Here is a 22,782-nt window from a genome sequence, read left to right as displayed (position 1 = left end):
CTTACTCCTCAGTGCCCTTCCAGACGTGGTATCCGGCCACGAACTGGAGGGGCAGGCGGGCCCAGAGGGCCCAGGTGGGGATGTTCTTGTAGCGCTCGCTGTTGAGGCACATCTGGATGTTGGCCGGATAGACCCCCGCCAACGTGCCCAGAAGCCACCAGCGCGCGAAGCTGCGCGTCTTGGGATGCAGGACGGCCGCGCCGCCGGCGATCTCGGCCACCCCCGACAAGTAGGTGATCTGGCGCGCCCAGGGCTTCAGCGGCCCGGGCATGATCGCGTCGTAGAACTTCGGGGCGATGAAGTGCATCGTCCCGGCGAACAGCCAGAAGATCGCGAGGGACAGGCGCTTGGGGCTCATGCGAGCATCGACTCCCCGGTCATCTCGGCCGGCTGGGCGATGCCGAGGAGGTGCAGGACGGTTGGGGCCACGTCAGCGAGAATGCCCTCGTCACGCAACGCCAATCCCTCGCCGGTCACGATGAACGGCACCGGGTTCAGCGAGTGCGCGGTATTGACGGCCCCGTCGGGCTCCAGCATGTGGTCGGCGTTGCCGTGGTCGGCGGTGACCAGGCACACGCCGCCGCTCGCCGTGACGGCCTCGACGATCTGCCCCAGACACCGGTCGACGGTCTCCACCGCCTCGACCGCCGCGGGGATCACGCCGGTGTGGCCGACCATGTCGGCGTTGGCGAAGTTGATGATCCCGAAGCCGAAGTCGCTCTCGCGCCAGGCGTCCACGAAGGCCTGGGCCGCCTCCGGCGCGCTCATCGCCGGCTTGTGGTCGTAGGTGGGCACGTCGCGGGGCGAGGCGACCAGCTCGCGCCGCTCGCCCTCGTAGGGCTGCTCCTCGCCGCCGCCGAAGAAGTACGTCACGTGCGGGTACTTCTCCGTCTCGGCCACGTGCAGCTGCGTGCGCCCGGCGGCGGCCACCACGGCCGACAGCGTCGTGGCCGGGCGGTGCGGCGGGAAGGCGATCGCGTACGGCCAGCCCTCGACGTACTCGGTCAGCGTCACGTAGCGCGCGGGATCCGGCGCCAGCGCCGTGGTGATCTGGCGCATGCGGTCCGGGCGGAAGTTGAAGGCGATCACGCTGTCGCCCGGGCGGATCAGCGCCTCGGCGCCGACCGTCGTCGGGGCGATGAACTCGTCGGTCTCCTCGCGGGCGTAGGCCTGGGCCGCCGCGTCGGAGGCCCGCTCGACGTGGTGCTCGGCCACGCCGTCGACCAGCAGCGCGCGGGCCTTCTCGGTGCGCTCCGCGCGGTTGTCGCGGTCCATCGCGAAGTACCGGCCGATGACCGTGCCCACGCGCGCCCCCGGCCACGACTGCACGCGCTCCAGGTAGCCCTGGCCCGCCGTCGGCGAGGTGTCGCGCCCGTCGGTGAAGGCGTGGATGACCAGGTCGGGCACACCGACCTCGCGACCCAGGCCGACGAGCGCCTCGAGGTGCTCGATCGACGAGTGCACGCCGCCGTCGGAGACCAGGCCGATCAGGTGCACGCGCTCGGACGCACCCAGCGCGGCGCGCAGGACGTCGTTGTCGATCGGTCCGTCCAGCAACGCCTCGTCGATGCGCAGCAGGTCCTGCTTGACCACCGCACCCGCGCCCAGGTTCAGGTGCCCGACCTCGGAGTTGCCCATCTGGCCCGGCGGCAGCCCGACGTCGGGCCCGCTGGTGCGCAGCTGGGCGTGCGGGTAGCGCGCCCACAGCGCGTCCATGACCGGCGTGTCGGCCTGCTCGACCGCGTTGCCCGGCCCCGGCGGGGCGATCCCCCACCCGTCCAGCACGACGAGGACGGCCGACGGGACCGGCAGCTCGGTGGCCACTAGCCGAGGACGGCGTCGATGATCGCCGCGAACGAGGCCGGCTCCAGCGAGGCCCCGCCGACGAGCGCGCCGTCGATGTCGGGCAGCGCCAGCAGCTCGGCGGCGTTGTCCGGCTTGACCGAGCCCCCATAGAGGATCCGCACCTGCTCGGCGGCGGCCTTGTCGAAGCCGGCGACCAGCGCGCGCACGAAGGCGATCGCCTCCTGGGCCTGCTCGGACGTGGCCACCTGGCCGGTGCCGATCGCCCAGATCGGCTCGTAGGCGATCGTCACCTCGGGCAGGCGCGCGATCGGCACCTTCTCCAGGCCCTCCTGGACCTGGTGGCGCAGCTTGCGCTCGGTGTCGCCGGCGTCGCGCTCCTCCTCGGTCTCGCCCACGCAGAGCATCGGCTTGAGGCCGGCCTCCAGCGCCGCGGGAACCTTCTGCATCAGCGCCTTGTCGGTCTCGCCGAACAGCTCGCGCCGCTCGGAGTGCCCCAGCAGGGTGCCGTGCACGTCGAGCTCGTTGAGCATCGCCGCGGAGATCTCGCCCGTGTACGCGCCCTGGGCCGCCCAGTGCATGTTCTGCGCGTAGACCTCCACGCGCGAGCCGCGCGTCGAGTCGACGACCGCCCCGAGCGCCGTGTACGGGACGCACAGCGTGACGTCGACGCCATCGGCGTCGGCCACGCGCGGCAGCAGCCCGGCGATGTACTCCTCCGCCTCGGCCACCGTCTTGTGCATCTTCCAGTTGCCCGCGATCAGCGGGGTTCGGCTGCTCACTTCAAGGCCTCCACACCGGGCAGCTTCTTGCCCTCGATCAGCTCCAGCGACGCGCCCCCGCCGGTCGACACGTGGTCGACCTGGTCGGCCAGGCCGAACTGCACGACCGCGGCGACCGAGTCGCCGCCGCCGACGACCGTCGTCGCGTTCGTCGCGGCGACCGCGTCGGCCACCGCCTTGGTTCCCGCCGCGAAGGGCGCCAACTCGAACGCGCCCATCGGGCCGTTCCAGCACACCGTTCCCGCCACCGCGATCGCCTCGCCGTAGAGCGCGCCCGTGCGCGGCCCGACGTCCAGGCCCATCCAGCCGTCGGGCACGTCGACCCCGTCGAGCTCCTGCGTCTCGGTGTCGGCGGCGAACGCCTGCCCGAGCACGAGATCGACGGGCAGCAGCAGCTTCTCGTTGGGCAGCAGGCCCTCGGCCGCCTCGACGTCGTCGTCGGCGCACAGCGAGTTGCCGACCGCGTGGCCCTGGGCCTTGAGGAACGGGAAGGCCATGGCGCCGCCGATCAGCACCTGGTCGGCGACCTCGAGGAACCGCTCCAGCACGCCGATCTTGTCGGTCACCTTGGCGCCCCCGACGACGGCCACGAACGGCCGCTTGGGGTCGGCCAGGATGCCCTCCAGCGTCTCCACCTCGCGCTGCAGCAGCCGCCCGGCGGCGTGCGGCAGCAGGTGCGCGACGCCCTCGGTCGAGGCGTGCGCACGGTGCGCGGCGCCGAACGCGTCGTTGACGTAGACGTCGGCGCGATCGGCCAGCCGCTGGGCCAGCTCGGGATCGTTCTGCGTCTCGCCCGGCTCGAAGCGGATGTTCTCCAGGAGCACCAGCTCACCGGCGGTCCCGTCGAACTCGACCTCGACCTCGAGCAGGTCGGCCAGGCGGTCGGCCACCGGGGCCAGCGAGTACTTGATGCGGTCCCCATCCACCCCGCCCTTCGGCCGTCCCAGGTGCGAGACGAGCGTCAGCTGCGCGGCGCCCTTCTCGCGCAGCTCGCGCAAGGTGGGCAGCGCGCCGCGGATGCGCGTGTCGTCGGTGATCTCGCCGTCCCCGTCCAGGGGGACGTTGAAGTCCACCCGGACCAGGACCCGCTTGCCCTCGACGTCGAGGTCGTCCAGCGTCTGCACTCAGACCCCCTACAGGACCTTCTGCACGAGGTCGACGACGCGGTTGGAGTAGCCCCACTCGTTGTCGTACCAGGACACGACCTTCACCAGCGTGCCCTCCATGACGGTGGTCAGCTGCCCGTCGACGATCGACGAGTAGGGGTCGGTGACGATGTCGGCGGAGACGATCGGGTCCTCGGTGTAGCGCAGGATCCCGGCCAGGTCGCCGGTGTCGGCCTTGGCCTTGAACGCGTCGTTGACCTCCTCCTTGGACGTGGCCCGCTTGGCCACGAACGTGAGGTCGACCATCGAGCCGGTCGGGACGGGCGCGCGCACGGCGAAGCCGCTCAGCTTGCCGTTGAGGTCGGGCAGCACCAGGCCGACGGCCTTGGCGGCGCCGGTCGACGCGGGGATCAGGCTGAGCGCGGCGGCGCGAGCGCGGCGCAGGTCCTTGTGCGGGCCGTCCTGCAGGTTCTGATCCTGCGTGTACGCGTGGATCGTCGTCATCAGGCCGTGCTCGATGCCGATGGCGTCGTCGAGGACCTTGGCGAACGGCGCCAGGCAGTTCGTCGTGCAGGACGCGTTGGAGATGACGTCGTGGGCGTTCTTGTCGTACTTGTCGAAGTTGACGCCGAGCACGACCGTGATGTCCTCGCCGGTGGCCGGCGCGGAGATGATGACCTTCTTGGCGCCGCCGTCGAGGTGCTTGGCGGCGTCGTCGCGCTTGGTGAAGAAGCCGGTCGACTCGATCACCACGTCGACGCCCAGGTCACCCCAGGGCAGGTCGGCCGGATTGCGCTCGGCCAGCACGCGCAGCGGCTTGCCGTCGACGACGATCGCGTCGCCCTCGGCCTTGACCGTTCCCGGGTACGGCCCCAGGATCGAGTCGTACTTGAGCAGATGCGCGAGGGTCGTCGAGTCCGTCAGGTCGTTGACGGCGACCCACTCGATGTCGGCGTTGGCGGCCTGGGCGGCGCGGAAGACGTTGCGGCCAATGCGGCCGAAGCCGTTGATGCCGACGCGTACGGGCATTGCGGTGTCGTTCTCCTTGGGTTCCGGCGGCAAATCCTGCGGCTCTGACCGTATCTCAGATGCCGGGGCGGGATCAGTCCGAGACGATCTCGACCCGCAGACCGTCGGGGTCGCGCAGGTAGGCGGCGTAGGTGCGCGCGCCGTACTGCGGTCGCGGCCCGGGCGGACCGTCGCTGCGCCCACCTTCGGTGATCCCGGCCGCGAACGCGGCGTCGACCGCCGCCTTGCCCGCCGCCTGGAACGCGACGTGCCCGTAGCCGGGCTGCGGCGGGCGGTCGCGCTGCACGACCCAGAACGTCGGGTCGTCACGGCCCCAGGCGATCGCGGCGCTCGACTCGTGCATGCGGCGCGCCCCGAGGGCGAAGAAGACGGCGTCGTAGAAGCGAGCGGAGGCGGCGAGGTCGGACACCTCGAAGCCGACGTGATGGATCAACTGGCGGTACGCGGCTTGTCGGCCTTGGTGATGTCGCGGTGCGTGACCTCGACCCACACGTCGTCGCGGTCGTTGTAGCGCTCGCCCAGGTGCTCGGAGATGGCCACGCTGCGGTGGCGCCCGCCCGTGCAGCCGATGGCCACCATCAGGTGCGCCTTGCCCTCGGCCACGTACTGCGGGATGAGGAAGTCCAGCAGCGGCTCGAGGTAGCCGTAGAAGGCGTCGAGCTTGCCCTCGCGGGCCACGTACTCGACCACGCGCGGGTCGCGGCCGGTCAGCGGCTTGAGCTCGGGCACGTAGTGCGGGTTGGGCAGGAAGCGCACGTCGAGCACGAGGTCGGCGTCGCGGGCCGGGCCGTACTTGAAGCCGAACGAGCCAAACGTCACCGCCATGCGGGTGCGCGCCTGGCGGGGCAGGAACTCGTCGGCGATGCGCCGGCGCAGCGAGGCGGCGCTCAGGCCGGTGGTGTCGATCACCGTCTCGGCCCGCTGGCGCACCATCTCCAGCACGCGGCGCTCCTCGGCGATGCCGGTGGCCACGCTGCCCTCCGGTGAGAGCGGGTGCCGCCGGCGCGTCTCCTTGTAGCGCGTCATCAGCGTCTGCTCGTCGGCGTCGAGGAACAGCACGCGGTGGTTGAGGCCCAGCGCGGCGAGGTCGTCGAGGACCGCCGAGAGCGTCTCGAAGTAGGCGCCGCCGCGCACGTCGGACACGACCGCGGCGTGCTCGACCTTCGACCCCTCGTGCACGAACAGCTCGACGAGCCCGCGGATCATCTCCGGGGGCAGGTTGTCGACGCAGAAGTAGCCGGCGTCCTCGAACACCTGCATCGAGGTCGACTTGCCCGCGCCGCTGAAGCCCGTGATCACGACCAGGTCCTCGAGGCGGGAGGCCGCCAGGGGCTGGCCACCCCTGCGCGTCTCGTGCTCCGTGGTGGCCATGCGTCCCATTCTGCCTGGCTGCGTGGACATCTAGATGCCCGTCTTGTGCAGGCGGACGTACAGGTCGCGCGCGACCTTGCCCGGCAGACCGGGAACCGACTCGAGCTCCTCGCGCGACGCGGCCAGGAACGCCTCGGGTGAACCGAAGTGCTTGAGGATCGCCCGCTTGCGCGTCGGCCCGACGCCGGGCAGGTCGTCGAGCACCGACGTGGTCATCGCCTTGTCGCGCCGGCCGCGGTGGTGGGTGATGGCGAAGCGGTGCGCCTCGTCGCGCACCCGCTGGAGCAGCTGCAGCTCCGCGGTGTCGTGGCCGAGCACGAGCGGGGCGGCGATCCCGGGCCGGAAGATCTCCTCGATGCGCTTGGCCAGCGAGACCACCGCGACGCCGCGGCGGGTGAAGCCCTCGAGCACCGACAGGCCGGCCGACAGCTGCCCCGGGCCGCCGTCGATGACGATCAGGTTGGGCAGCGCGGCGAAGCTCGCGTCGAACTCGGGATCGTGCGGGGACAGGTCGGCCTGGCGCTCCCAGTTGGCCAGCCGCCGCCCGAGCACCTCGGCCATCGCGGCGAAGTCGTCGGGGACGCCCTCCTCGTTGCCGCGGATGCGAAAGCGGCGGTAGTCGCTCTTCTTCGGCGCGCCGCCCTCGAAGACGACCATCGACGCGACCTGGTGCGTCCCCATCAGGTTGCTGATGTCGTAGCACTCGACCCGCAGCGGGAGCGCGTCCAGGTGCAGCACGTCCTGGAGGCCGTCGAGCGCCTCGACGCGCTGCTGGCGGCGCCGCTCGGTCTTGAGCTTCTCCTGGTCGAGCGCGAGCTTGGCGTTGCGCTCGGCCAGATCGAGGATGCGCCGCTTGTCGCCGCGCTCCGGGATGCGCAGCTCCACGCGGCTGCCGCGCCGTTCGCCCAGCGCCTCGCCGAGGTAGGGGTCCACGGGCGTCTGGACGAGGATCTGCGGCGGGATCGACATCGCCTCGGCGTAGTACTGCAGCACGAACTCCTCGACCACCGCCTCCAGCTCGCGCTCGCCCTCGTTGGCCAGGTAGAACGACTGGCGGTCGGAGAGGACGCCGTCGCGGACCTGGAAGACCTGGGCGTTGGCGTCGGTGCCCGACAGCGCGACCGCGACCGCGTCGAGCGTGCCCACCGCCTCGTTGGCCACGCGCTGGCGCTCCAGCAGCGAGCGCACCGCGTTGAGCCGGTTGCGCTCCAGCGCCGCGGTCTCGTACTCCTGGTCGCGCGCCGCGTCGTTCATGCGCGCCTCGAGGTCGCGCTCGATCTCGCGGTAGCGGCCCGACAGGAAGGCCACGACGCCGTCGATCGCCTCCATGTAGCCCTCGCGCGTCGTGTAGCCCACGCAGGGCGCCCCGCAGCGCTTGATGTAGTAGTCCAGGCAGGGCGAGCCGCTGCGCCGGCCGGGCTCGGTGCCCTGGCAGGAGCGGAACTGGAACACCTTGCCCAGCAGGTCCAGCGTGCCGCGCACGCGCTTGGCGTTGGAGTACGGCCCGAAGTACAGGCGGTTGCGGCGGTGGCGCTCGCGCGTGAAGTAGACCCGCGGGTACTCCTCGTCCATCGAGATCGCGATGAACGGATAGGACTTGTCGTCGCGCAGCCGGATGTTGAAGCGCGGCTGGTACTGCTTGATGAAGTTCTGCTCGACCAGCAGCGCCTCGGACTCGCTGGCCACCAGCAGGTACTCGATCGAGTCGATCGAGTCCGTCATCTCGACGGCGCCGCGCGTCACGGGGTTGCTGAAGTGCGACGCGACGCGCTTGCGGATCGACTTGGCCTTGCCGACGTAGATGACCTTGCCGCGCTCGTCGTGGAACAGGTAGACGCCCGGCCCGTCGGGCAGGTTCTTGCGCTGCTCGGAGACCCGTGCGGACTGCTTCGCCATCCCCCCTTACGGTAGGGGCGTGAGGTACAGGCGCTTGATGGCCGGCGCCTCCTCCAGCACGGCCGCGCGCACACGCGCCAGGGTCCGCGCGACGTCGCACTCGGCCAGCTTGACGTCGGCGGCGACCAGGACCTCGCCCGGGCCCATGTAGACCGCGATGATGTCCCCCACGCCGAGCACCTCGGGGGCCCGGGCCAGGCCGTCGCGCAGCTGCTGCTGGTAGCGCTCGGGCACGGCCTGATGGGTCAGCAGCGAGCGGTTGCGATCGGCCAGCCGCCAGGCCACGACGCCGAGCAGCAGGCCGATCAGGATCGTGGCGATCGCGTCGGGGATGCCGGAGCCGGTGACCTCGTGGAGGATCAGCGCGACCAGGGCCAGCGCCGCGCCGATCACGTCGATGCTGTCCTCGGCGTAGACCGTGATCAGCGTCGGGTCGGCGGACTCGGCGATCATCTCGCGCGTGGTCAGCCCGCGGCGCTCGGCCTGGCGCTTGAGCCGTCTGGAGGCGACGACGCGGCTGGTGCCGTCGAGGGCCAGCGCGATCAGCAGCACGACGACGCCGACCCAGAAGTCGGTCAGCTCCTCGGGGTGCAGCAGCGCCTCGACGCCGCGCCACACCGAGATCGCGCCGCCGATCACGAACATGCCGATCGCGGCCAGCAGCGCCCAGTAGTAGAGCTCGGCGCCGTAGCCGAGCGGATGGGCGGCGTCGGGCGGGCGGCGGCCGCGCTTGACGGCGATGCCGAGCAGGACCTCGTTGCCCGCGTCGGCCAACGTGTGCAGCGTCTCGGCCATCAGCGACGGGCTGGCGGTCAGCACCGCCGCGACGCCCTTGGCCACGGCGATCGTCAGGTTCGCCGCGAGCGCGACGACGATGCTGGTGAGCGACTCGTTGGACTCGCGCGTTTCCGGCATCGGCGGCGAGGATACGGTGGGAGGCCATGGCGGACGAGATCGATCGCGTCGCGCAGGACCGCTTCGGCTTCTCCGCGCTGCGCCCCGGGCAGCGGGAGGCGATCGAGTCCGTGCTGGCCGGACGCGACACGGTGGCGATCATGTCGACCGGCTCGGGCAAGACGGCGATCTACCAGATCGCCGGCCAGCTGCTGGACGGCGCGACGGTGGTGGTCTCGCCGCTGATCGCGTTGCAGCGCGACCAGGTCGACGGCGAGGCCGACGCGGCGGTGCTCAACTCGACGCTCAGCGCCCGCGTGCGCGAGGCCGTGTTCGAGCATGCCGAGGACGGGGAGCTGGAGTACGTCCTGCTGGCGCCCGAGCAGCTGGCCCACGACGAGGTGCTCGACCGCCTGCGCGACGCGCGGCCGTCGCTGTTCGTCGTCGACGAGGCGCACTGCGTGTCGGAGTGGGGCCACGACTTCCGCCCGGACTACCTGGCGCTGGGCGAGGTGATCGAGCGGCTCGGCCGTCCGACCGTGCTGGCGCTGACCGCGACCGCGTCGCCGCCGGTGCGCGACGACGTCATCGAGATCCTGCGCCTGCGCGAGCCGGAGATCGTCGTGCGCGGGTTCGACCGGCCGAACATCTGGCTCGGGGTCGAGCACTTCCGCGACGAGGAGCACAAGGAGCGCGCGCTGCTGGACGCGGTCGTGGAGGCGTCGACCGCCGAGGGGCACGGCATCGTCTACGTGGCCACCAAGCGCGGCGCCGAGGAGGTCGCCCAAGCGCTGGTCGGGCGCGGCGTGCGGGCGGCCGCCTACCACGGCGGCATGGCCTCGCGCGTGCGCGACGAGGTGCAGCGGGCGTTCATGCACGACGACGGGGTCGACGTGGTCGTGGCCACGATCGCCTTCGGCATGGGCGTCGACAAGCCCAACGTGCGCTGGGTCTTCCATCACGACGTGAGCGCGTCGGTCGACGCGTACTACCAGGAGGTCGGCCGCGCGGGCCGCGACGGCGCGCCCGCCCGCGCGCTGCTGTTCTACCGGGCCGAGGACCTGGGCCTGCGGCGCTTCTTCGCGGCGGGCATGGTCGACCGCGCGGCGATGGAGCGCGTCGCGCACACGCTGACGCTGGCCGGCGGCGCGGTCGATCCGGTCGACATGTTCGCCCAGCTGGATCTGTCCAAGACGAAGCTGTCGACCGCCGTCCATCGCCTCGAGCAGGTCGGGTTCCTGCAGGTCGAGGCCGACGGGCGCGTGCGCGCGGTCGGGACCGAGGACGTGCTGGACGACGCGGTCGAGCAGGCCGCCCAGGCCGAGGAGGACCGCCACGCCTTCGACCGCTCGCGCGTGGAGATGATGCGCGCGTACGCGGAGGAGCGGCGCGGCTGCCGGCGCGCGTTCATCCTCGGCTACTTCGGCGAGGCCTACGAGCCGCCGTGCGGCAACTGCGACCTGTGCGACGCGGGCCGCGGCGCGCTCGACGAGCCGCGCGTGGCCGGGTTCGCGGTCGGCGACCGGGTGACGCACCGCGCCTGGGGCCTGGGCACCGTCGGGCGCATCGAGGGCGACCAGCTCACGGTGGTGTTCGACAGCGTCGGCTACAAGACGCTCGACGGCGAGCTGGTCATCGAGCGCGGGCTGCTTCAGCCGGCGTAGCTCGGCCCCACGTCGGGCCGGGGCTAGACGATCAGGTCCGCGGTGGGCTCGCGCTCGTACACCCGCGCCTTGAGCTCCTGGCGCGGAGCCGGCGGCGTGGGCGCCAGGCGGGGCGGCGCGGTGGCGCGGATGGCCAGCTGGGCGCCGGCCAGATCGAGCAGGTCGGCCAGGTCGTCGCCGTCGTGGGGCGAGCTGGCCGCGCCCATCGTCAGCGGCGGGTTGAGGCCGTCGGCGCCCAGCGAGCGGCCCAGCTCGGACTCGATCGCGCCCATCACCGACGCGGCGGCGTCGGCATGGGCGAGCAGGACGCCGAAGCGCTCGACGCCCAGGCGGCCGACGCGGCCGTGGTGGCCGAGGACGCGCCCGACCTCGCTGAGGACGGTGTCGGCCACGCGCTCGCCGTGCTCGGCGTCGATCGCCTCCAGGCCGCCGACGTGGCAGACGATCACCGCGCCCGGCGCCGTGGCCAGCGCGGTGCGGGTCGTCTGCAGCCAGTAGCGGCGGTTGGCCGCACCGGTCAGGTCGTCGGTCTGGGACAGGTGGTCGACGTCGGTGATGCGGCGACCCAGCGCGCCGGCCTCGGGCAGCGCGGAGCCGTAGGGCAGCGCGTGGCGGGCCAGCTCGTCGAGCAGCACCGCGTCGCTCTCGCAGCGGTCCATCGCGGCCTCGAGCAGGGCGTGGTCGGGCGCGCCGCCGGTCAGCAGGCGCTGCAGCTCGTTGGAGATCTGGACGATCGCGATCGAGTGGTCGGGCGAGGCCAGGCCGCTGGGCCCGCCGTGGTGCAGCGCGATCGCCTCGGCGACGCCGTCGGGCAGGTTCCAGCGCTCGGCCAGCAGGCCGCCGGCGATCGCGTGGTCGACGCCGAGGCGCTCGCGCTCGGCCAGCGCGCGCTCGCCGCCGCCCGGGTACTCGCGGGCCAGCTCGTCGCAGGCGGCCGCGCCGAAGGCGATGGGCAGGACGAGCTTGCCGACGTCGTGCAGCAGGCCGGCCAGGTGGGCGTCGTCGCCGGCGATGTTCAGGCGCTGGGAGCCGGCCAGCGCGGCGCTGGCCACGCCGAGCGCGTGCACGTGCAGCTCGCCGCGCGAGGCGGCGGTGCCGGGCGCCTCCTCGATGAAGCGGTAGGTCGCGGCCTCCAGCGCCAGTTGGCGCAGGGCGCGGCGGCCCACGAGCATCACGGCCTGGCGGATCGACTTGGCCCGGATCGGGTGCGAGCGGGCCGCGGAGTTGGCGTAGCGCAGCAGGTTCGCCGCGAAGGTCGGATCGGCCTCGAGCACCCGCACGAGATCGGCCGTGCTCGACGTCGGGTCGTCGACGGCGTTGAGGATCTCCAGGACGGTGCTGTCCAGGACGGGGAGCTGAGCGAGCTCGTCGATGGCGGCGGCCAGGCGGTCTTCGACGGCTGGGTCGACAGACTCACGCCAGCGTGCGCCATCCGTTGCGCGAATTGATGCCTCCATGGCTATCCCCTTCCTCGGCCCGGTCCTGCGGACCTTGAATCGTCTCCTTCCCGGGGTGGACGGATGTAGGGTCCGGACATGTCCGCGACGGCAATCCGGACGTGCCCGCTGTGTGAGGCGACCTGCGGCCTGGAGCTGACGCTCTCCGACGGACGCGTCGAGCGCATCCGCGGGGACGAGCAGGACGTGTTCTCGCACGGGTTCGTCTGCCCCAAGGCCCTGTCCCTCAAGGAGCTGCACGAGGATCCCGACCGGGTGCGCACGCCGCTGCGGCGGCGACCCGACGGGTCCGGGTTCGACCCGTGCACGTGGGACGAGGCGTTCGCGCTGATCGACGAGGGCCTGCGCGGCGTCCTGGAGCGCTCCGGCGGGAACCGCAACGCGATCGCCGCCTACCTGGGCAACCCGTCGTCGCACGGGCTGGCCGGGCCGCTGTACGGGCGGGTGCTGCTGAAGGCGTTGGGCACGCGCAACGTGTTCAGCGCGAGCACCGTCGACCAGTACCCCAAGCAGCTGTCCAGCGGGCTGCTGTTCGGCGGGGCGCTGACCGTGGCCATCCCGGACCTCGAGCGCACCGACTTCCTGCTCATGCTCGGCGCCAACCCGCTGGCCTCCAACGGGTCGCTGATGACCGCACCCGACGTGCGCGGGCGCCTGAAGGCGATCCAGGCCCGCGGCGGGCGGATCGTCGTGGTCGATCCGCGGCGCACGCGCACCGCCTCCGTGGCCGACGAGCACGTGGCGATCCGGCCCGGCACCGACGCGCTGCTGCTGATGGCGATGGTCTGCGTCCTGTTCGAGGAGTCGCTGCTGTCGCTCGGCCACCTGACCGAGTTCGTGCGCGAGGACGATGTCGTGGCGATCGGCGACCTGGCCGCGCCCTTCACGCCCGAGCGCGTCGCCGGCCCAACCGGCATCGACGCCGACGTCATCCGCGGCCTGGCCCGCGCGCTGGCCGCCGCGCCGCGCGCGGTGGTCTACGGGCGCATCGGGACGACGACGCAGACGTTCGGCACCACCGCGTCGTGGCTGGTCGACGTGCTCAACGTGCTGACCGGCAACCTCGATCGGGAGGGCGGCGCGATGTTCCCGCTGCCCGCCACCGGCGAGCCGGGCGGACGTCCGCGCGTCGGGCGCTGGACGTCGCGCGTCCGCGGGCTGGGCGAGATCTTCGGCGAGCTGCCGGTGGCCTGCCTGGCCGAGGAGATCGAGACGCCGGGCGACGGACAGGTGCGCGCGCTGGTCACGCTGGCCGGCAACCCGGCCGTCTCGACGCCCAACGCGGCGCGGCTGGAAGCGGCGCTGGAGTCGCTGGAGTTCATGGTCAGCGTCGACATCTACGTGACGGAGACCAGCCGGCACGCCGACGTGATCCTGCCCGCCCCGTCGCCGCTGGAGCGCTCGCACTACGACGTCGTCTTCTACGGCTTCGCGATCCACAACGTGGCCAACTACTCCCCGGCCGTGCTGCCGATGGAGGAGGGCGCCGTCGACGAGTGGCGGACCCTGCTGCGCCTGGCGGGCGTCGCCGCCGGCCAGGGCCCGGACGCCGACGTCGACGCGCTGGACGACGTCGTCGCGGCCGGCTACGCGCAGCGCTTCGGCCTGGACGTGGCCGACGCCGGCGACTGGCGCGGACCGGAGCGGCTGCTGGAGCTGATGCTGCGCGCCGGGCCCTACGACCTGACCGTCGACGACCTCGTCGCCGCACCGCACGGCGTGGACCTGGGACCGCTGCAGCCCCGGCTGCCGGCGCCGCTGGGCACCGACAGCGGGCTGATCGAGCTGGCGCCGGCGGCGGTCGTCGCCGACGTCCCGCGCCTGGAGGCCGCGATGGACGAGATCGGCGACGGGCTCCTGCTCGTCGGCCGCCGCCACCTGCGCTCCAACAACTCGTGGATGCACAACCTGCCGCTGCTGGTGCGCGGGCCCGAGCGCTGCACGGTGCAGGTGCACCCGGATGACGCGGCCCGGTTCGCGCTGGTCGACGGGGCGTCCGCGCGGGTCCGCTCGCGGGTCGGCGCGATCGAGCTGCCGGTCGAGATCACCGACGCGGTGATGGCCGGCGTGGTCTCCGTCCCGCACGGCTGGGGACACGGCGTGCGCGGCGTGGGCTGGAACGTCGCGGCCGACGCCGGCGGCGTGAACTCCAACGCCCTCACCGACGAGCTCGAGGTCGAGCCGCTGTCGGGCACGGCGATCCTCAACGGGATCCCCGTCGAGATCGAGCCGGTCCGCGCGCCGGCGCGGGCGACGACGCTCGCCGCTGACTGATCCCCAGCTCCCTGGATCTCCCGAAATCAGGGTGGGACCCCGACGCGCGCGGCGCAGCGCCCGGGCAGAGTCGCGCCCATGAGACGACTCAAGAACATGGTGTGCCGGCCCGGCGTGCTCGCCGTCCTGGCCGTCGCGGTCACGGCGTTCGTGACGTTGGGCGGCCCCGCCGCGGCGCGCGACCTGGTCACCAGCCGAGACCTGGCCACGGGCGCGGTCACCAGCTCGAAGATCCGCAACGGGTCGATCCGCACGGCCGACCTGTCCAAGTCGCTGCGCCAGCGCATGAGCAGGACGACCACCGCGCCGTCGGGCGCGGTCGGCGACACAGGCGCGACGGGTGCCACCGGTGCGGCCGGCCCGGCCGGTCCGACCGGTCCGACCGGTCCCGCCGGCCCGGCGGGCGCCGCGGGGGTCCCCGGCGCCACCGGCGCGACCGGTCCGGTCGGGCCATCGTCGGGCGCCCTGATCGCGCTGCGGCGGACCGTCCAGCCCGGTCTGTCCTCCACGACCGGCGGTGAGCTCGGCTCGCTCACCAGCTTCGGGGTGAACATCGCGAACTCGGGCGCCGACGTGTCGCCGCTGGTGCTGACGGCGACGACGAACGTGGTGGTCACCGGGTACGCGTCGATCCGCGGGACCGACGCGAACTACTCGTGCACGGTCGACGTCGAGCGCGACGGCGCGGCGTTCGCCAGCGGACCGCAGATCAGCGACCGCGTGGTGGGCACGACCGTGATCACCTCGATTCCGGTCGAGTTCACCCAGCAGGTCCCGGCGGGCAGCTACGACTTCTTCGTCACCTGCTCGGCGGGCCTCGAGGGACGCGCCGCGCTGACCATCGCCGCCTACAACACCTGATCGCCGGCGCACCGGTCCGGACAGCGGTTCGCGCCGCTGATCCGGGCCACGCGCCGACGGTCGTGTCCGGTCGGTTTTCCTCACACCGGTCTTCCGGTTTCCCGGTAATCTCGCCGGCACGGTGACGGATCACCTCGACCGTCCGGCGGGCCCGCCGACGCCGGCACTGATCGAACGTACGATGGCGCGGGATGCCCTGGCGGCGGGGCTCGGCGCCGCCCGCGACGGGACGGGCTCGGTCGTCGTGATCGAGGGCCCCGCGGGCATCGGCAAGACCACCGTGCTGGACGCGACGGCGCACGAGGCGCGCGCGCCGCTGGTCGTGCTGCGCGCCCGTGGGCGCGAGCTGGAGCAGCCGATCCCGTTCGGCGTGATCCGCCAGCTGGTCGAGCGCCACCTGCGGGGGCTGTCCCCGGACGACCGGGCCGCGGCGATCGAGGGGGCCGGCGCGATCGGCGCCGACGTCGTCCTCACCTCGACACCCGCCGCCGAGGCGCAGGCCATGCGGCTGCCCGACGCCCTGCACGGCCTCTACTGGCTGCTCGCGGGTCTGGCCGCGCGGCGCCCGCTCGCCCTGATCGTCGACGACGCCCACTGGGCCGACGTGCCGTCCCTGCAGGCGCTCGCCTATCTGGCCCACCGGGTGGCGGACACCCCGATCGCCGTCGTGCTGGCCGGGCGGCCGCCGGTGGCCGGCACGGCGTCGTGGACGCACGATCTGCGCGCTGTGCCCGCGGCGCGGTGGCTGACGCTGGAGCCGCTCAGCGAGGCGGGCGTCCGCGAGCTGCTCGGCGACCTGACCGGGGCGGCCGACCCGGACGGGGACGTCGTGGCCGCCTGCCAGGCGATGACCGGCGGCGTCCCGCTCTACGTCGCCGAGCTCGTGCGCGGCCTGGAGCACACCGGGCGCACGCTGAGCGCCGCCGACGTCCGGCTGATCGCCCACTCGCCACCCGAGCTGCTGGCCCGCGTCGTCGCCCTGCAGCTGACGAGCGCGGGCACCGGCGCCGCCGAGGTGGCGCAGGCGATCTCGGTGCTGGGCTCCGGCGCGACCGTCGCCCGCATCGCCGCGCTCACCGGCCTGACGCCCGCCGAGGTCGCCGAGCGCGCGGGACGGCTGGCCTCGGCGGGGATCCTCACCGACGCGCTGCCGCTGCGGTTCGGCCACCCGCTCCTGGAGGCCTGCGTGACGGCGGGGTGGCCCGTCGCCCACCGCGCCGCCGCGCACTCGCGCGCGGCCCAGATCCTCGACGCGGCCGGAGCGCCGACCGCGCAGATCGTCACGCACCTGATGCAGAGCGACGCCCGCGGGAACGCCGACGCGGCGCGGCACCTGCTCGACGCCGGCCGCGGAGCGCTGCGCCGGGGCGTGCCCGACATGGCCGCCGCCTACCTGCAGCGCGCGCTCGACGAGCCTCCCGCGCCGGCCGACCGTGGGCCGGCCGAGCTGGCGCTCGGCACGGCGCTGGCCGCGCAGGGACAGGTCGCCGAGGCCGAGCCCCATCTGCGCCGGGCGCTCGCGCAGTCCGCCGACGAGGACGATCGCCTCGACGCGGCGCTGCGGCTGGCCGCCGGGCTGACCGTCACCGACGGCCAGCGCGCCGCCATCGCGGCCCTCGACGCGGCCGCGACCGCGCTCACCGGCGAGCGCCGCCTGCGCGCCGACGTCGAGCGCACGTCGCTGGCGGTCAACGACGCGGAGCTGACCAGCGGAGCGCTCGCGCGGATGCGCGGCTACCGCACGCTGGCCGGGGACACGCCCGCCGAGCGCATCGCGCTGGCCACCGCCGCGCTGGCCACGGTCTTCGACCCGACGCAGCGCCGCGAGGACGCGGTGCCGCTCGCCCTGCGCGCGCTGGCCGACGGGCGCCTGCTCGCGGACAACACCTGTGAGGCGCCGCCGTGGGCCTACGCCTCCTACGTCGTGTTGTGCGCGGAGGACTTCGCCACGATGGATCGCGAGCGCGCCCGCGCGTTCGGTGACGCGCGCTCGCGCGGATCGGTGGAGGCGTTCGCGATCGCATCGCTCGGTGGCCTCATGCGGCGCTCGGGGAACGTGCTCATGCACGCCTGCGCGCACGCCGAGGCGCTGCTGACGGTGCGCGACTCGCTCCCGGCCAACGCGATCTGGAGCTTCTGGGGCGCGACCTGCGTGCGCTTCTACGCCGGCGTGCTGATCGAGCGCGGCGAGACCGGCCGCGCCGCCGCGCTCGTCGGGTCCTGGCTCGACGGTCGCGACGCCGACCTCGGCGTCCTGCACTACGCCAACGGCCTCCTCCTGGAAGCCACCGACCGACCGGCCGAAGCGCTGGCGGCCTTCGCCGAGTGCGGGCGTCTGGGCGAGCTGGCCGGCTACGAGGACCGCGTCACGCCGTGGCGGCTCGGCGTCGTGCGCTGCGCGCTGGCGATCGGCGATCACGCGACCGCGGCGGCCCATGCCCAGGACGCCGTCCGCATCGCCTCGCTCTGGGGCGCGCCGATCGGCTGGGCGGCCAGCCTGCGCCATCGCGCGCTGACCGCCGATCCGCCGGCCGCGCGCACGGACCTGGAGCGGGCGGCCGCGCTCGTCGCCGACGGGGACGCGCATCTGGAGCAGGCGGCCTGCCTGATCGCGCTCGGCGGCACGCTGCGTCGCCAGGGTGAGCGCCGCGCGGCGCGCGATCGGATCGAGGCCGGCGCGCGGGCGGCGGAGCGCTGCGGGTCGCGCCGCTGGATCACCGCCGCGGAGGCCGAGCTGCGCGTGCTGGGCGCGCGGCCGGCCCGTCGCTCGTTCACCGGGCTGGAAGCGCTCACCGCCAGCGAGGCGCGCGTGGCCCGGATGGCCGCCGAGGGGCGGTCCAACCGCGAGATCGCGCAGCGGCTGTTCGTGACTGTGAAGACCGTCGAGACGCACCTGGGCCGCGTGTACCGCAAGCTCTCGATCGGTGGCCGCAGCGAGCTCGAGGCGGCGCTGGGCGGGGAGCCGCCCGAGGACGCCGCGGCGTCGGAGATCCGCGCGCACCCGTGACGCGGCCGCACCGCGTCGGGCGGCGCAGAACCCGCTAGCGGTCGCGCCAGCGCAGGAAGCCGTCGCGGCGCAGCTGGTAGAACGGCAGCGCCAGCGCGGCAACGGCGGCGACGACGATCGCGGTGGTGGAGACCGTCGAGGCGAACATGGCGTCGGCCATGACGGGAACGTTACCCCGCCAGCGCCGTCGTCGCGCTGGCCGGCGCCGGGGCGCCCCGCACGACGCGATCGCGCCCGGCGCGCTTGGCGCCGTACAGCGCGCGGTCGGCGGCGAGCATCACGTCGGCCTCGCCCTCGGGGTCGGCCGCCGCGACCCCGATCGACACGGTCAGCGGCACCGGGTCGTAGGCGGTCTCGCGGCGCACGCGGCCGCGCAGGTGCTCGGCCAGCGTGGCCGCCTGCTCGAGGTCGGTGTCGGCCAGCAGGAGCGCGAACTCCTCACCCCCGACCCGGGCGAACACGTCGCCCGCGCGGGTGTTGGCCCGCACCAGGCCGGCGAGCCGGATCAGGGCGGCGTCCCCGGCGGCGTGACCGTGCTCGTCGTTGACCAGCTTGAAGTGGTCGACGTCGATGATCGCCACGGCGTAGGGCCGGCCGTGGCGCTGCGCGCGGGCGTGCTCGGCGCGCAGGTGCTCCTCGAACGCGCCGCGGTTGAGCGCCCCGGTCAGCGAGTCGCTGGTCGCCGTCTCGCGCAGCCGCGCGACCAGACGTGTGTTGCGCTCGCGCAGGCGCAGGATCACCAGCACGACGATCGCGATCACCACCACCATCGTCAGGAACGCGTTGACGCGATCCACCGGCTCGGCCAGGAACAGCAGCGCGCCGCCGAAGGTCACGACCATCAGGCCGTACAGCGCGCCCACCCAGGCGCGCGACAGGTGGTTGGCGGCCAGCAGGAACGCCCAGATGTAGAAGACGGGCGTCAGGACCATCGGCCGCAGCAGGCCGACGCACAGCGACACCGAGACGATCCCCACGGCCAGGAAAACGACCTGCACCCAGTCCGGCATCCCGCGCCACAGGAACAGCGGGATCGACAGCGCCAGGAGCGCCAGGCCGATGATCAGCAGCGCGCCGTGATCGGACGTGTCGCCGTCGGGCGCGAGCAGCATCGCCGTGAGCATCACCGCGCCCCCCACGTACAGCCACGCCTGGGCCCGCCGGAGCGCTTCGGACCCGTGGATGGACGGCATACCTGATGAGTCGGCACGTTGCGCATCCCGCTTGAACCGGGCCCGCTCAAGTCGGCGCCCCGACGTCCGATGATCAGGGTGGGCCGCCGCTCCCAACTCTCCTCCTCCGGCGACGGCCTCCCCTGCCAGCGCGCAGCGGGGCGTGACCTCTCCACCCTGGGTCGCGCCCCCGCGCTTGGCGTTCGGCGCGCGGTCAGCGCACAAGCCGCACCTCCAGGCCCCCGAGTCCCGTCGGGTCACCGGCGCCGCCCATCAGCCCGAGGATCGCCGCCACGTACGCGGTCGTCTCGGGGATCGGCGGCACGCATCCGCAGGCCGCGACCTTCCCGGAGCCCGCGTTGTAGGCGGCCAGCGCCAGCGGCACCGAGCCGAACTGGCGCAGCAGGTCGCGCATCAGGTGCGCCTGGGCGTCGATCGCCGCGGCGGCGTCGGTCGGATCGGTCAGACCGTAGGCGCGCGCCGTGTCGGGCATGAACTGCGCGATGCCCCGCGCGCCGGCCGGCGAGAGCGCGTTGGGGTTGAACCCCGACTCCTGCTGCAGCTGCGCGGCCAGCAGCGTCGCCGAGACGCTCCAGCGTTGCGCCGCCCGGCCGATCGGCGCGGCGTACTGCTCGGGCACGAACGACGGCAGCGTCGAGCCGCCCTCCCCGTCACCCCCGTCGCGCCGGCGCCACATCGCGGCGCTCGAGCCGGGGCTGAGCACGTATCCGTAGTGCCACGGTTCCCATGAATATCTCTGAGCGAAGTGGAACCGTGGTGCGTTGGCCGCCAGCCACGCGTACGCCGACACCGGTCCGAGGTCCAACTCGGTCCCGAGGCGGTGGAGGGAGGTGCCCGGCGGGGCGACCCACTTCGGGTCGGGATGCGCCGCGAACAGGACGGCCTGCTCCGCGTTGGTGCGAAAGCCCGAGCTGACGATCAGCGTCACGCCGTCGGCCGCGGCCGCCGCGGCCATGCGGTCGAACGCGACGGCGACGTCCGGGCGCATCGGCTTGCCCTGGCGATAGGCCAGCGGACCGCGGTACTCGTCGCCGCTGGCCGCCGGCAGCGACGCGACGACCGGCACGATCTCCGCGTCGGCCGACGCCTCGACGGCGACCCCGCCGCGCTCGCCGGCCACCGTCACGCGCAGCCGGGCGCCGACCTGCACGCGCACCCGCGTGGGCGCGATCGGATCGGCCTGCGGAAACGAGACGTCGATCGCCTCGGCCCCGTTGGCGCGAGCCACCGCGGCGCCGCGCTCGCGCGCCGCGGCCAGGTAGGCGTCGCGCTCCAGGTGGCGGGGGTTGAACGTCCCGTCCGGCCACACCGCGGGCTCGAACAGACGGGGGTGCAGGTCGTGCATCACGCGCGCCGCGGCCAGCGCGCCCAGGTCCGCCGCCCGCTGCTGGCGCCCGTGGGCACCGACACCGCCGGCGAACAGGGCCAGCACCATCGTGCCGAACAGCACCGCGCAGAGCATCCCGACGAGCAGGACGGTGGCCTGGCCGTCCGTCGCGCCGAGCCGGGCGCGGTCGAGCAGCGCGGTCATCTGGCCGGCACCGGGTTGGCCAGCGCCCGCCCGCCGGGCGGCAACCACCCGCTCACCGCCAGGGCGCGCGCGACCGCTCCGAGCCGCCGCTGCGGGACGCGCGCCTGGACACCCTGCGCGGCCAGCCGGGCCACCGCCACCTCGAGCAGCGCCGCGCGCTCGCCGCTCGCGCCCGGATCCAGCACCGCGACGCCGCGCTCGGCCAGGACCACATCCCACGCCGCACCGCGCGCGCCGCCCAGCAGCGGCACGCAGGCCGCGGTCGCGCAGGCGCCCTCCGCGCGGCGCAGCAGCATCACCGCCTCGCGCTCGTCGTCGGGCAGCGCGACCACCACGAGTCGTCCGGACGCGGTCGCCTCCAGCCCGCGCGCCTGCAGCGATCCGGCCAGCCGCCGGGCCTTGGCCACCGCCAGCCCGTCGCGGCGGCGCTCGGCCGCCGGCACGCGCCAGCAGGCCAGCACCGCGACCTCGCCGCGGTCGGCGGCGGCCAGCGCGACCGTGGCGCCCACGCCGAGCGCCGTGGCGCCCGGGCCGGCCAGGACGACCGGCTCGTCGACCGACGCCAGGACGCGCCGGGCGGAGCGCTCCCCCACGGCGCCCGCCGGGCGCACGAACCAGCCCGCGACCATCGCGCCCAGGCCGGCGCGCGAGACGATCTCGTCGCTCACGTGCCCTCCCCCGCGTCGGCCACCGCGCGCGCGGCCAGCGCGTCGGCCACCGGCCCCAGCGGCGACGGCGGGCGCAGCGTCACGACGACCCGGCGCCCCGAGACCTCGACGTCGGCGCGGTCGCGCGCCCAGCCGGGCAGGGCGGCCCGCGCGGCGTCGCGGGCGGAGCCGCCGTCCTGCAGCAGCGCCATGGCGCCGGCCTGGGCCGCGTGGTCGGCCAGCTCGCCCGCCACCCCGGCGGCCAGCAGCTGGGCGGCGCCGAAGACGACCGCCACGATCAGCGGGAGCAGGCCGACCAGCTCGACCGTCGACTGGCCGCGCGCGTCGCGCACGTCAGCCGCCCTGCGCGGCGAACCGCGCCCGCTCGTGGACCACCGCCAGGTCGATCCCGCCCACGACGGCCGGGATCGCCACCGCCACGCGGACGTCGCCGCCGCCGGCGTCGTCGACCGAGACGCCCGCGGCCAGCGCGCCCGGCAGCACCCGCCGGGCGGCGGCCTCAGCGTCCTGATCGAGCGCGCTCGCCCGGGAGGCCGCCCGCGCGGCCGCGCCCGACAGCCAGACCGCCTGGCCGGCGATCACCGCCTGCCAGCACAGGAGGCCGAGCAGCACGAGCAGGGGCAGGATTCCGACGAACTCGACTGCCGCCTGGCCACGTGCGCTGCGCATGCGCCAAGGCTCCCGCGCGGCGTGTTACGGCGCACCACCAGTCAGCGCAGAAACGGCCACGGAAGTGCGGAGAAAGTGCGGAGCCGCGTTGCTTGTCGGATCTCTCGGTCTGAGGCCGAGAGATCCGACAAGCAACGCGACGGACGGAGCGAGCCTTGCGGGTCGGCAGGCGGCCGGTGCCGCTCAGTACTCGCGCGTGTGGCGCCACACGCGGTACATCGCGAAGATCGCGCCCGCCATCAGGACGAGCCACAGGATCGTGCCGCCGCCGCTCTCGAACAGCTTCGGCGTCGCCGCGAGCGCGACGACGATCAGCCCGGCCGCGCCGTAGAGCAGCAGGCGCCAGCGGTCGCCGAGCAGGTCGAGGTCCGTGCGGCGCTCCTGGTACAGGCGCGCGAGCAGCAGCCCGATGCCGATCGTCAGGATCACGAACAGCGACGCGCCGAACAGGTTGGCCGCGGTGTCGCCGCCCGGCAGCGCGTAGACGCCGAACGCCAGGAGGGCGACGATGCCGAAGTTGCGGACGTGCTTCACAGCCGACAACGATAGAGGCCCGGTCGAAACCGGGCCTCGAGTG

General features: G+C 73.9%; 21 protein-coding genes. 4 read left to right on the top strand and 17 right to left on the bottom strand.

Annotated features, from left to right (window positions below; translation table 11 throughout):
• Nucleotide 1 precedes the first annotated feature (1 nt).
• The 9 genes from ACZ5UI_RS01285 to ACZ5UI_RS01245 form a co-directional block, all read right to left on the bottom strand.
• On the bottom strand, nucleotides 2-358 hold the full coding sequence (locus ACZ5UI_RS01285; protein ID WP_464193410.1) for a DoxX family protein: 357 nt from the start codon (nucleotides 356-358) through the stop codon (nucleotides 2-4).
• Nucleotides 355-1,824 carry a 2,3-bisphosphoglycerate-independent phosphoglycerate mutase gene (gpmI, locus tag ACZ5UI_RS01280; RefSeq protein ID WP_464193408.1) on the bottom strand — a complete coding sequence of 490 codons (1,470 nt, stop codon included), beginning with the start codon at nucleotides 1,822-1,824 and terminating at the stop codon, nucleotides 355-357. Before gpmI ends, ACZ5UI_RS01285 begins: the two co-directional genes overlap by 4 nt.
• Nucleotides 1,824-2,585, bottom strand: coding sequence for a triose-phosphate isomerase (tpiA, locus tag ACZ5UI_RS01275; protein WP_464193405.1), 762 nt, complete (start codon nucleotides 2,583-2,585; stop codon nucleotides 1,824-1,826). Before tpiA ends, gpmI begins: the two co-directional genes overlap by 1 nt.
• Complete coding sequence (locus tag ACZ5UI_RS01270; RefSeq protein ID WP_464193403.1) at nucleotides 2,582-3,709, bottom strand: phosphoglycerate kinase; 1,128 nt, start codon at nucleotides 3,707-3,709, stop codon at nucleotides 2,582-2,584. Before ACZ5UI_RS01270 ends, tpiA begins: the two co-directional genes overlap by 4 nt.
• Before the next feature lie 9 nt (nucleotides 3,710-3,718).
• Nucleotides 3,719-4,720: a type I glyceraldehyde-3-phosphate dehydrogenase gene (gap, locus tag ACZ5UI_RS01265; RefSeq protein WP_464193400.1), complete on the bottom strand. Its 1,002-nt coding sequence runs from the start codon at nucleotides 4,718-4,720 to the stop codon at nucleotides 3,719-3,721.
• 73 nt (nucleotides 4,721-4,793) lie between these two features.
• Nucleotides 4,794-5,153, bottom strand: a complete 360-nt coding sequence (locus ACZ5UI_RS01260) for a VOC family protein (RefSeq protein ID WP_464193398.1) — start codon at nucleotides 5,151-5,153, stop codon at nucleotides 4,794-4,796.
• Complete coding sequence (rapZ, locus tag ACZ5UI_RS01255) at nucleotides 5,150-6,091, bottom strand: RNase adapter RapZ (RefSeq protein ID WP_464193395.1); 942 nt, start codon at nucleotides 6,089-6,091, stop codon at nucleotides 5,150-5,152. The genes ACZ5UI_RS01260 and rapZ overlap by 4 nt, the downstream gene beginning before the upstream one ends.
• Nucleotides 6,092-6,121: 30 nt before the next feature.
• Nucleotides 6,122-7,987 carry an excinuclease ABC subunit UvrC gene (gene uvrC / locus ACZ5UI_RS01250; RefSeq protein ID WP_464193393.1) on the bottom strand — a complete coding sequence of 622 codons (1,866 nt, stop codon included), beginning with the start codon at nucleotides 7,985-7,987 and terminating at the stop codon, nucleotides 6,122-6,124.
• 6 nt (nucleotides 7,988-7,993) lie between these two features.
• Nucleotides 7,994-8,902 (bottom strand): cation diffusion facilitator family transporter, encoded by a 909-nt coding sequence (locus ACZ5UI_RS01245; protein ID WP_464193390.1) that lies wholly within the window; start codon nucleotides 8,900-8,902, stop codon nucleotides 7,994-7,996.
• Nucleotides 8,903-8,928: 26 nt separating this feature from the next.
• On the opposite strand from ACZ5UI_RS01245, the gene ACZ5UI_RS01240 reads away from it, so the two are divergent.
• A complete protein-coding gene (locus ACZ5UI_RS01240) occupies nucleotides 8,929-10,545 on the top strand; it encodes a RecQ family ATP-dependent DNA helicase (protein ID WP_464193388.1) in 1,617 nt (538 codons plus the stop codon).
• Nucleotides 10,546-10,568: 23 nt separating this feature from the next.
• Here ACZ5UI_RS01240 and ACZ5UI_RS01235 read toward each other — a convergent pair whose 3' ends face one another.
• On the bottom strand, nucleotides 10,569-12,002 hold the full coding sequence (locus ACZ5UI_RS01235) for a sensor domain-containing diguanylate cyclase (RefSeq protein WP_464193385.1): 1,434 nt from the start codon (nucleotides 12,000-12,002) through the stop codon (nucleotides 10,569-10,571).
• Between the two features lie 78 nt (nucleotides 12,003-12,080).
• Here ACZ5UI_RS01235 and ACZ5UI_RS01230 point away from each other — a divergent pair, with 78 nt between their 5' ends.
• The 3 genes from ACZ5UI_RS01230 (at nucleotide 12,081) to ACZ5UI_RS01220 (ending at nucleotide 18,144) form a co-directional block, all read left to right on the top strand.
• Nucleotides 12,081-14,276, top strand: coding sequence for a molybdopterin-dependent oxidoreductase (locus ACZ5UI_RS01230; protein WP_464193383.1), 2,196 nt, complete (start codon nucleotides 12,081-12,083; stop codon nucleotides 14,274-14,276).
• A 78-nt stretch (nucleotides 14,277-14,354) separates the two neighbouring features.
• Nucleotides 14,355-15,137 (top strand): hypothetical protein, encoded by a 783-nt coding sequence (locus tag ACZ5UI_RS01225; protein ID WP_464193381.1) that lies wholly within the window; start codon nucleotides 14,355-14,357, stop codon nucleotides 15,135-15,137.
• Between the two features lie 181 nt (nucleotides 15,138-15,318).
• Complete coding sequence (locus ACZ5UI_RS01220) at nucleotides 15,319-18,144, top strand: helix-turn-helix transcriptional regulator (protein ID WP_464193378.1); 2,826 nt, start codon at nucleotides 15,319-15,321, stop codon at nucleotides 18,142-18,144.
• A 34-nt stretch (nucleotides 18,145-18,178) separates the two neighbouring features.
• Here ACZ5UI_RS01220 and ACZ5UI_RS01215 read toward each other — a convergent pair whose 3' ends face one another.
• The 7 genes from ACZ5UI_RS01215 to ACZ5UI_RS01185 form a co-directional block, all read right to left on the bottom strand.
• The gene (locus ACZ5UI_RS01215; protein ID WP_464193376.1) at nucleotides 18,179-18,304 is read right to left on the bottom strand and encodes a hypothetical protein; all 126 of its coding nucleotides are present in this window, start codon (nucleotides 18,302-18,304) and stop codon (nucleotides 18,179-18,181) included.
• A gap of 10 nt (nucleotides 18,305-18,314) precedes the next feature.
• The gene (locus tag ACZ5UI_RS01210) at nucleotides 18,315-19,337 is read right to left on the bottom strand and encodes a GGDEF domain-containing protein (RefSeq protein WP_464193374.1); all 1,023 of its coding nucleotides are present in this window, start codon (nucleotides 19,335-19,337) and stop codon (nucleotides 18,315-18,317) included.
• Between the two features lie 193 nt (nucleotides 19,338-19,530).
• Complete coding sequence (locus ACZ5UI_RS01205; RefSeq protein WP_464193372.1) at nucleotides 19,531-20,868, bottom strand: transglycosylase SLT domain-containing protein; 1,338 nt, start codon at nucleotides 20,866-20,868, stop codon at nucleotides 19,531-19,533.
• On the bottom strand, nucleotides 20,865-21,536 hold the full coding sequence (locus ACZ5UI_RS01200; protein ID WP_464193369.1) for a hypothetical protein: 672 nt from the start codon (nucleotides 21,534-21,536) through the stop codon (nucleotides 20,865-20,867). The genes ACZ5UI_RS01205 and ACZ5UI_RS01200 overlap by 4 nt, the downstream gene beginning before the upstream one ends.
• Entirely contained in the window at nucleotides 21,533-21,868 is a 336-nt protein-coding gene (locus ACZ5UI_RS01195) for a TadE family protein (RefSeq protein ID WP_464193367.1), read from the bottom strand. Before ACZ5UI_RS01195 ends, ACZ5UI_RS01200 begins: the two co-directional genes overlap by 4 nt.
• Nucleotide 21,869: 1 nt before the next feature.
• Nucleotides 21,870-22,205, bottom strand: coding sequence for a pilus assembly protein (locus ACZ5UI_RS01190; protein ID WP_464193365.1), 336 nt, complete (start codon nucleotides 22,203-22,205; stop codon nucleotides 21,870-21,872).
• A 183-nt stretch (nucleotides 22,206-22,388) separates the two neighbouring features.
• Nucleotides 22,389-22,739 (bottom strand): hypothetical protein, encoded by a 351-nt coding sequence (locus ACZ5UI_RS01185; protein ID WP_464193363.1) that lies wholly within the window; start codon nucleotides 22,737-22,739, stop codon nucleotides 22,389-22,391.
• Nucleotides 22,740-22,782: the final 43 nt, after the last annotated feature.

It is taken from the genome of Conexibacter sp. JCM 18997, from assembly GCF_055391915.1.
Note: the sequence above shows the minus strand (reverse complement) of the source record. Positions and strands in the feature narration are given on the sequence as shown.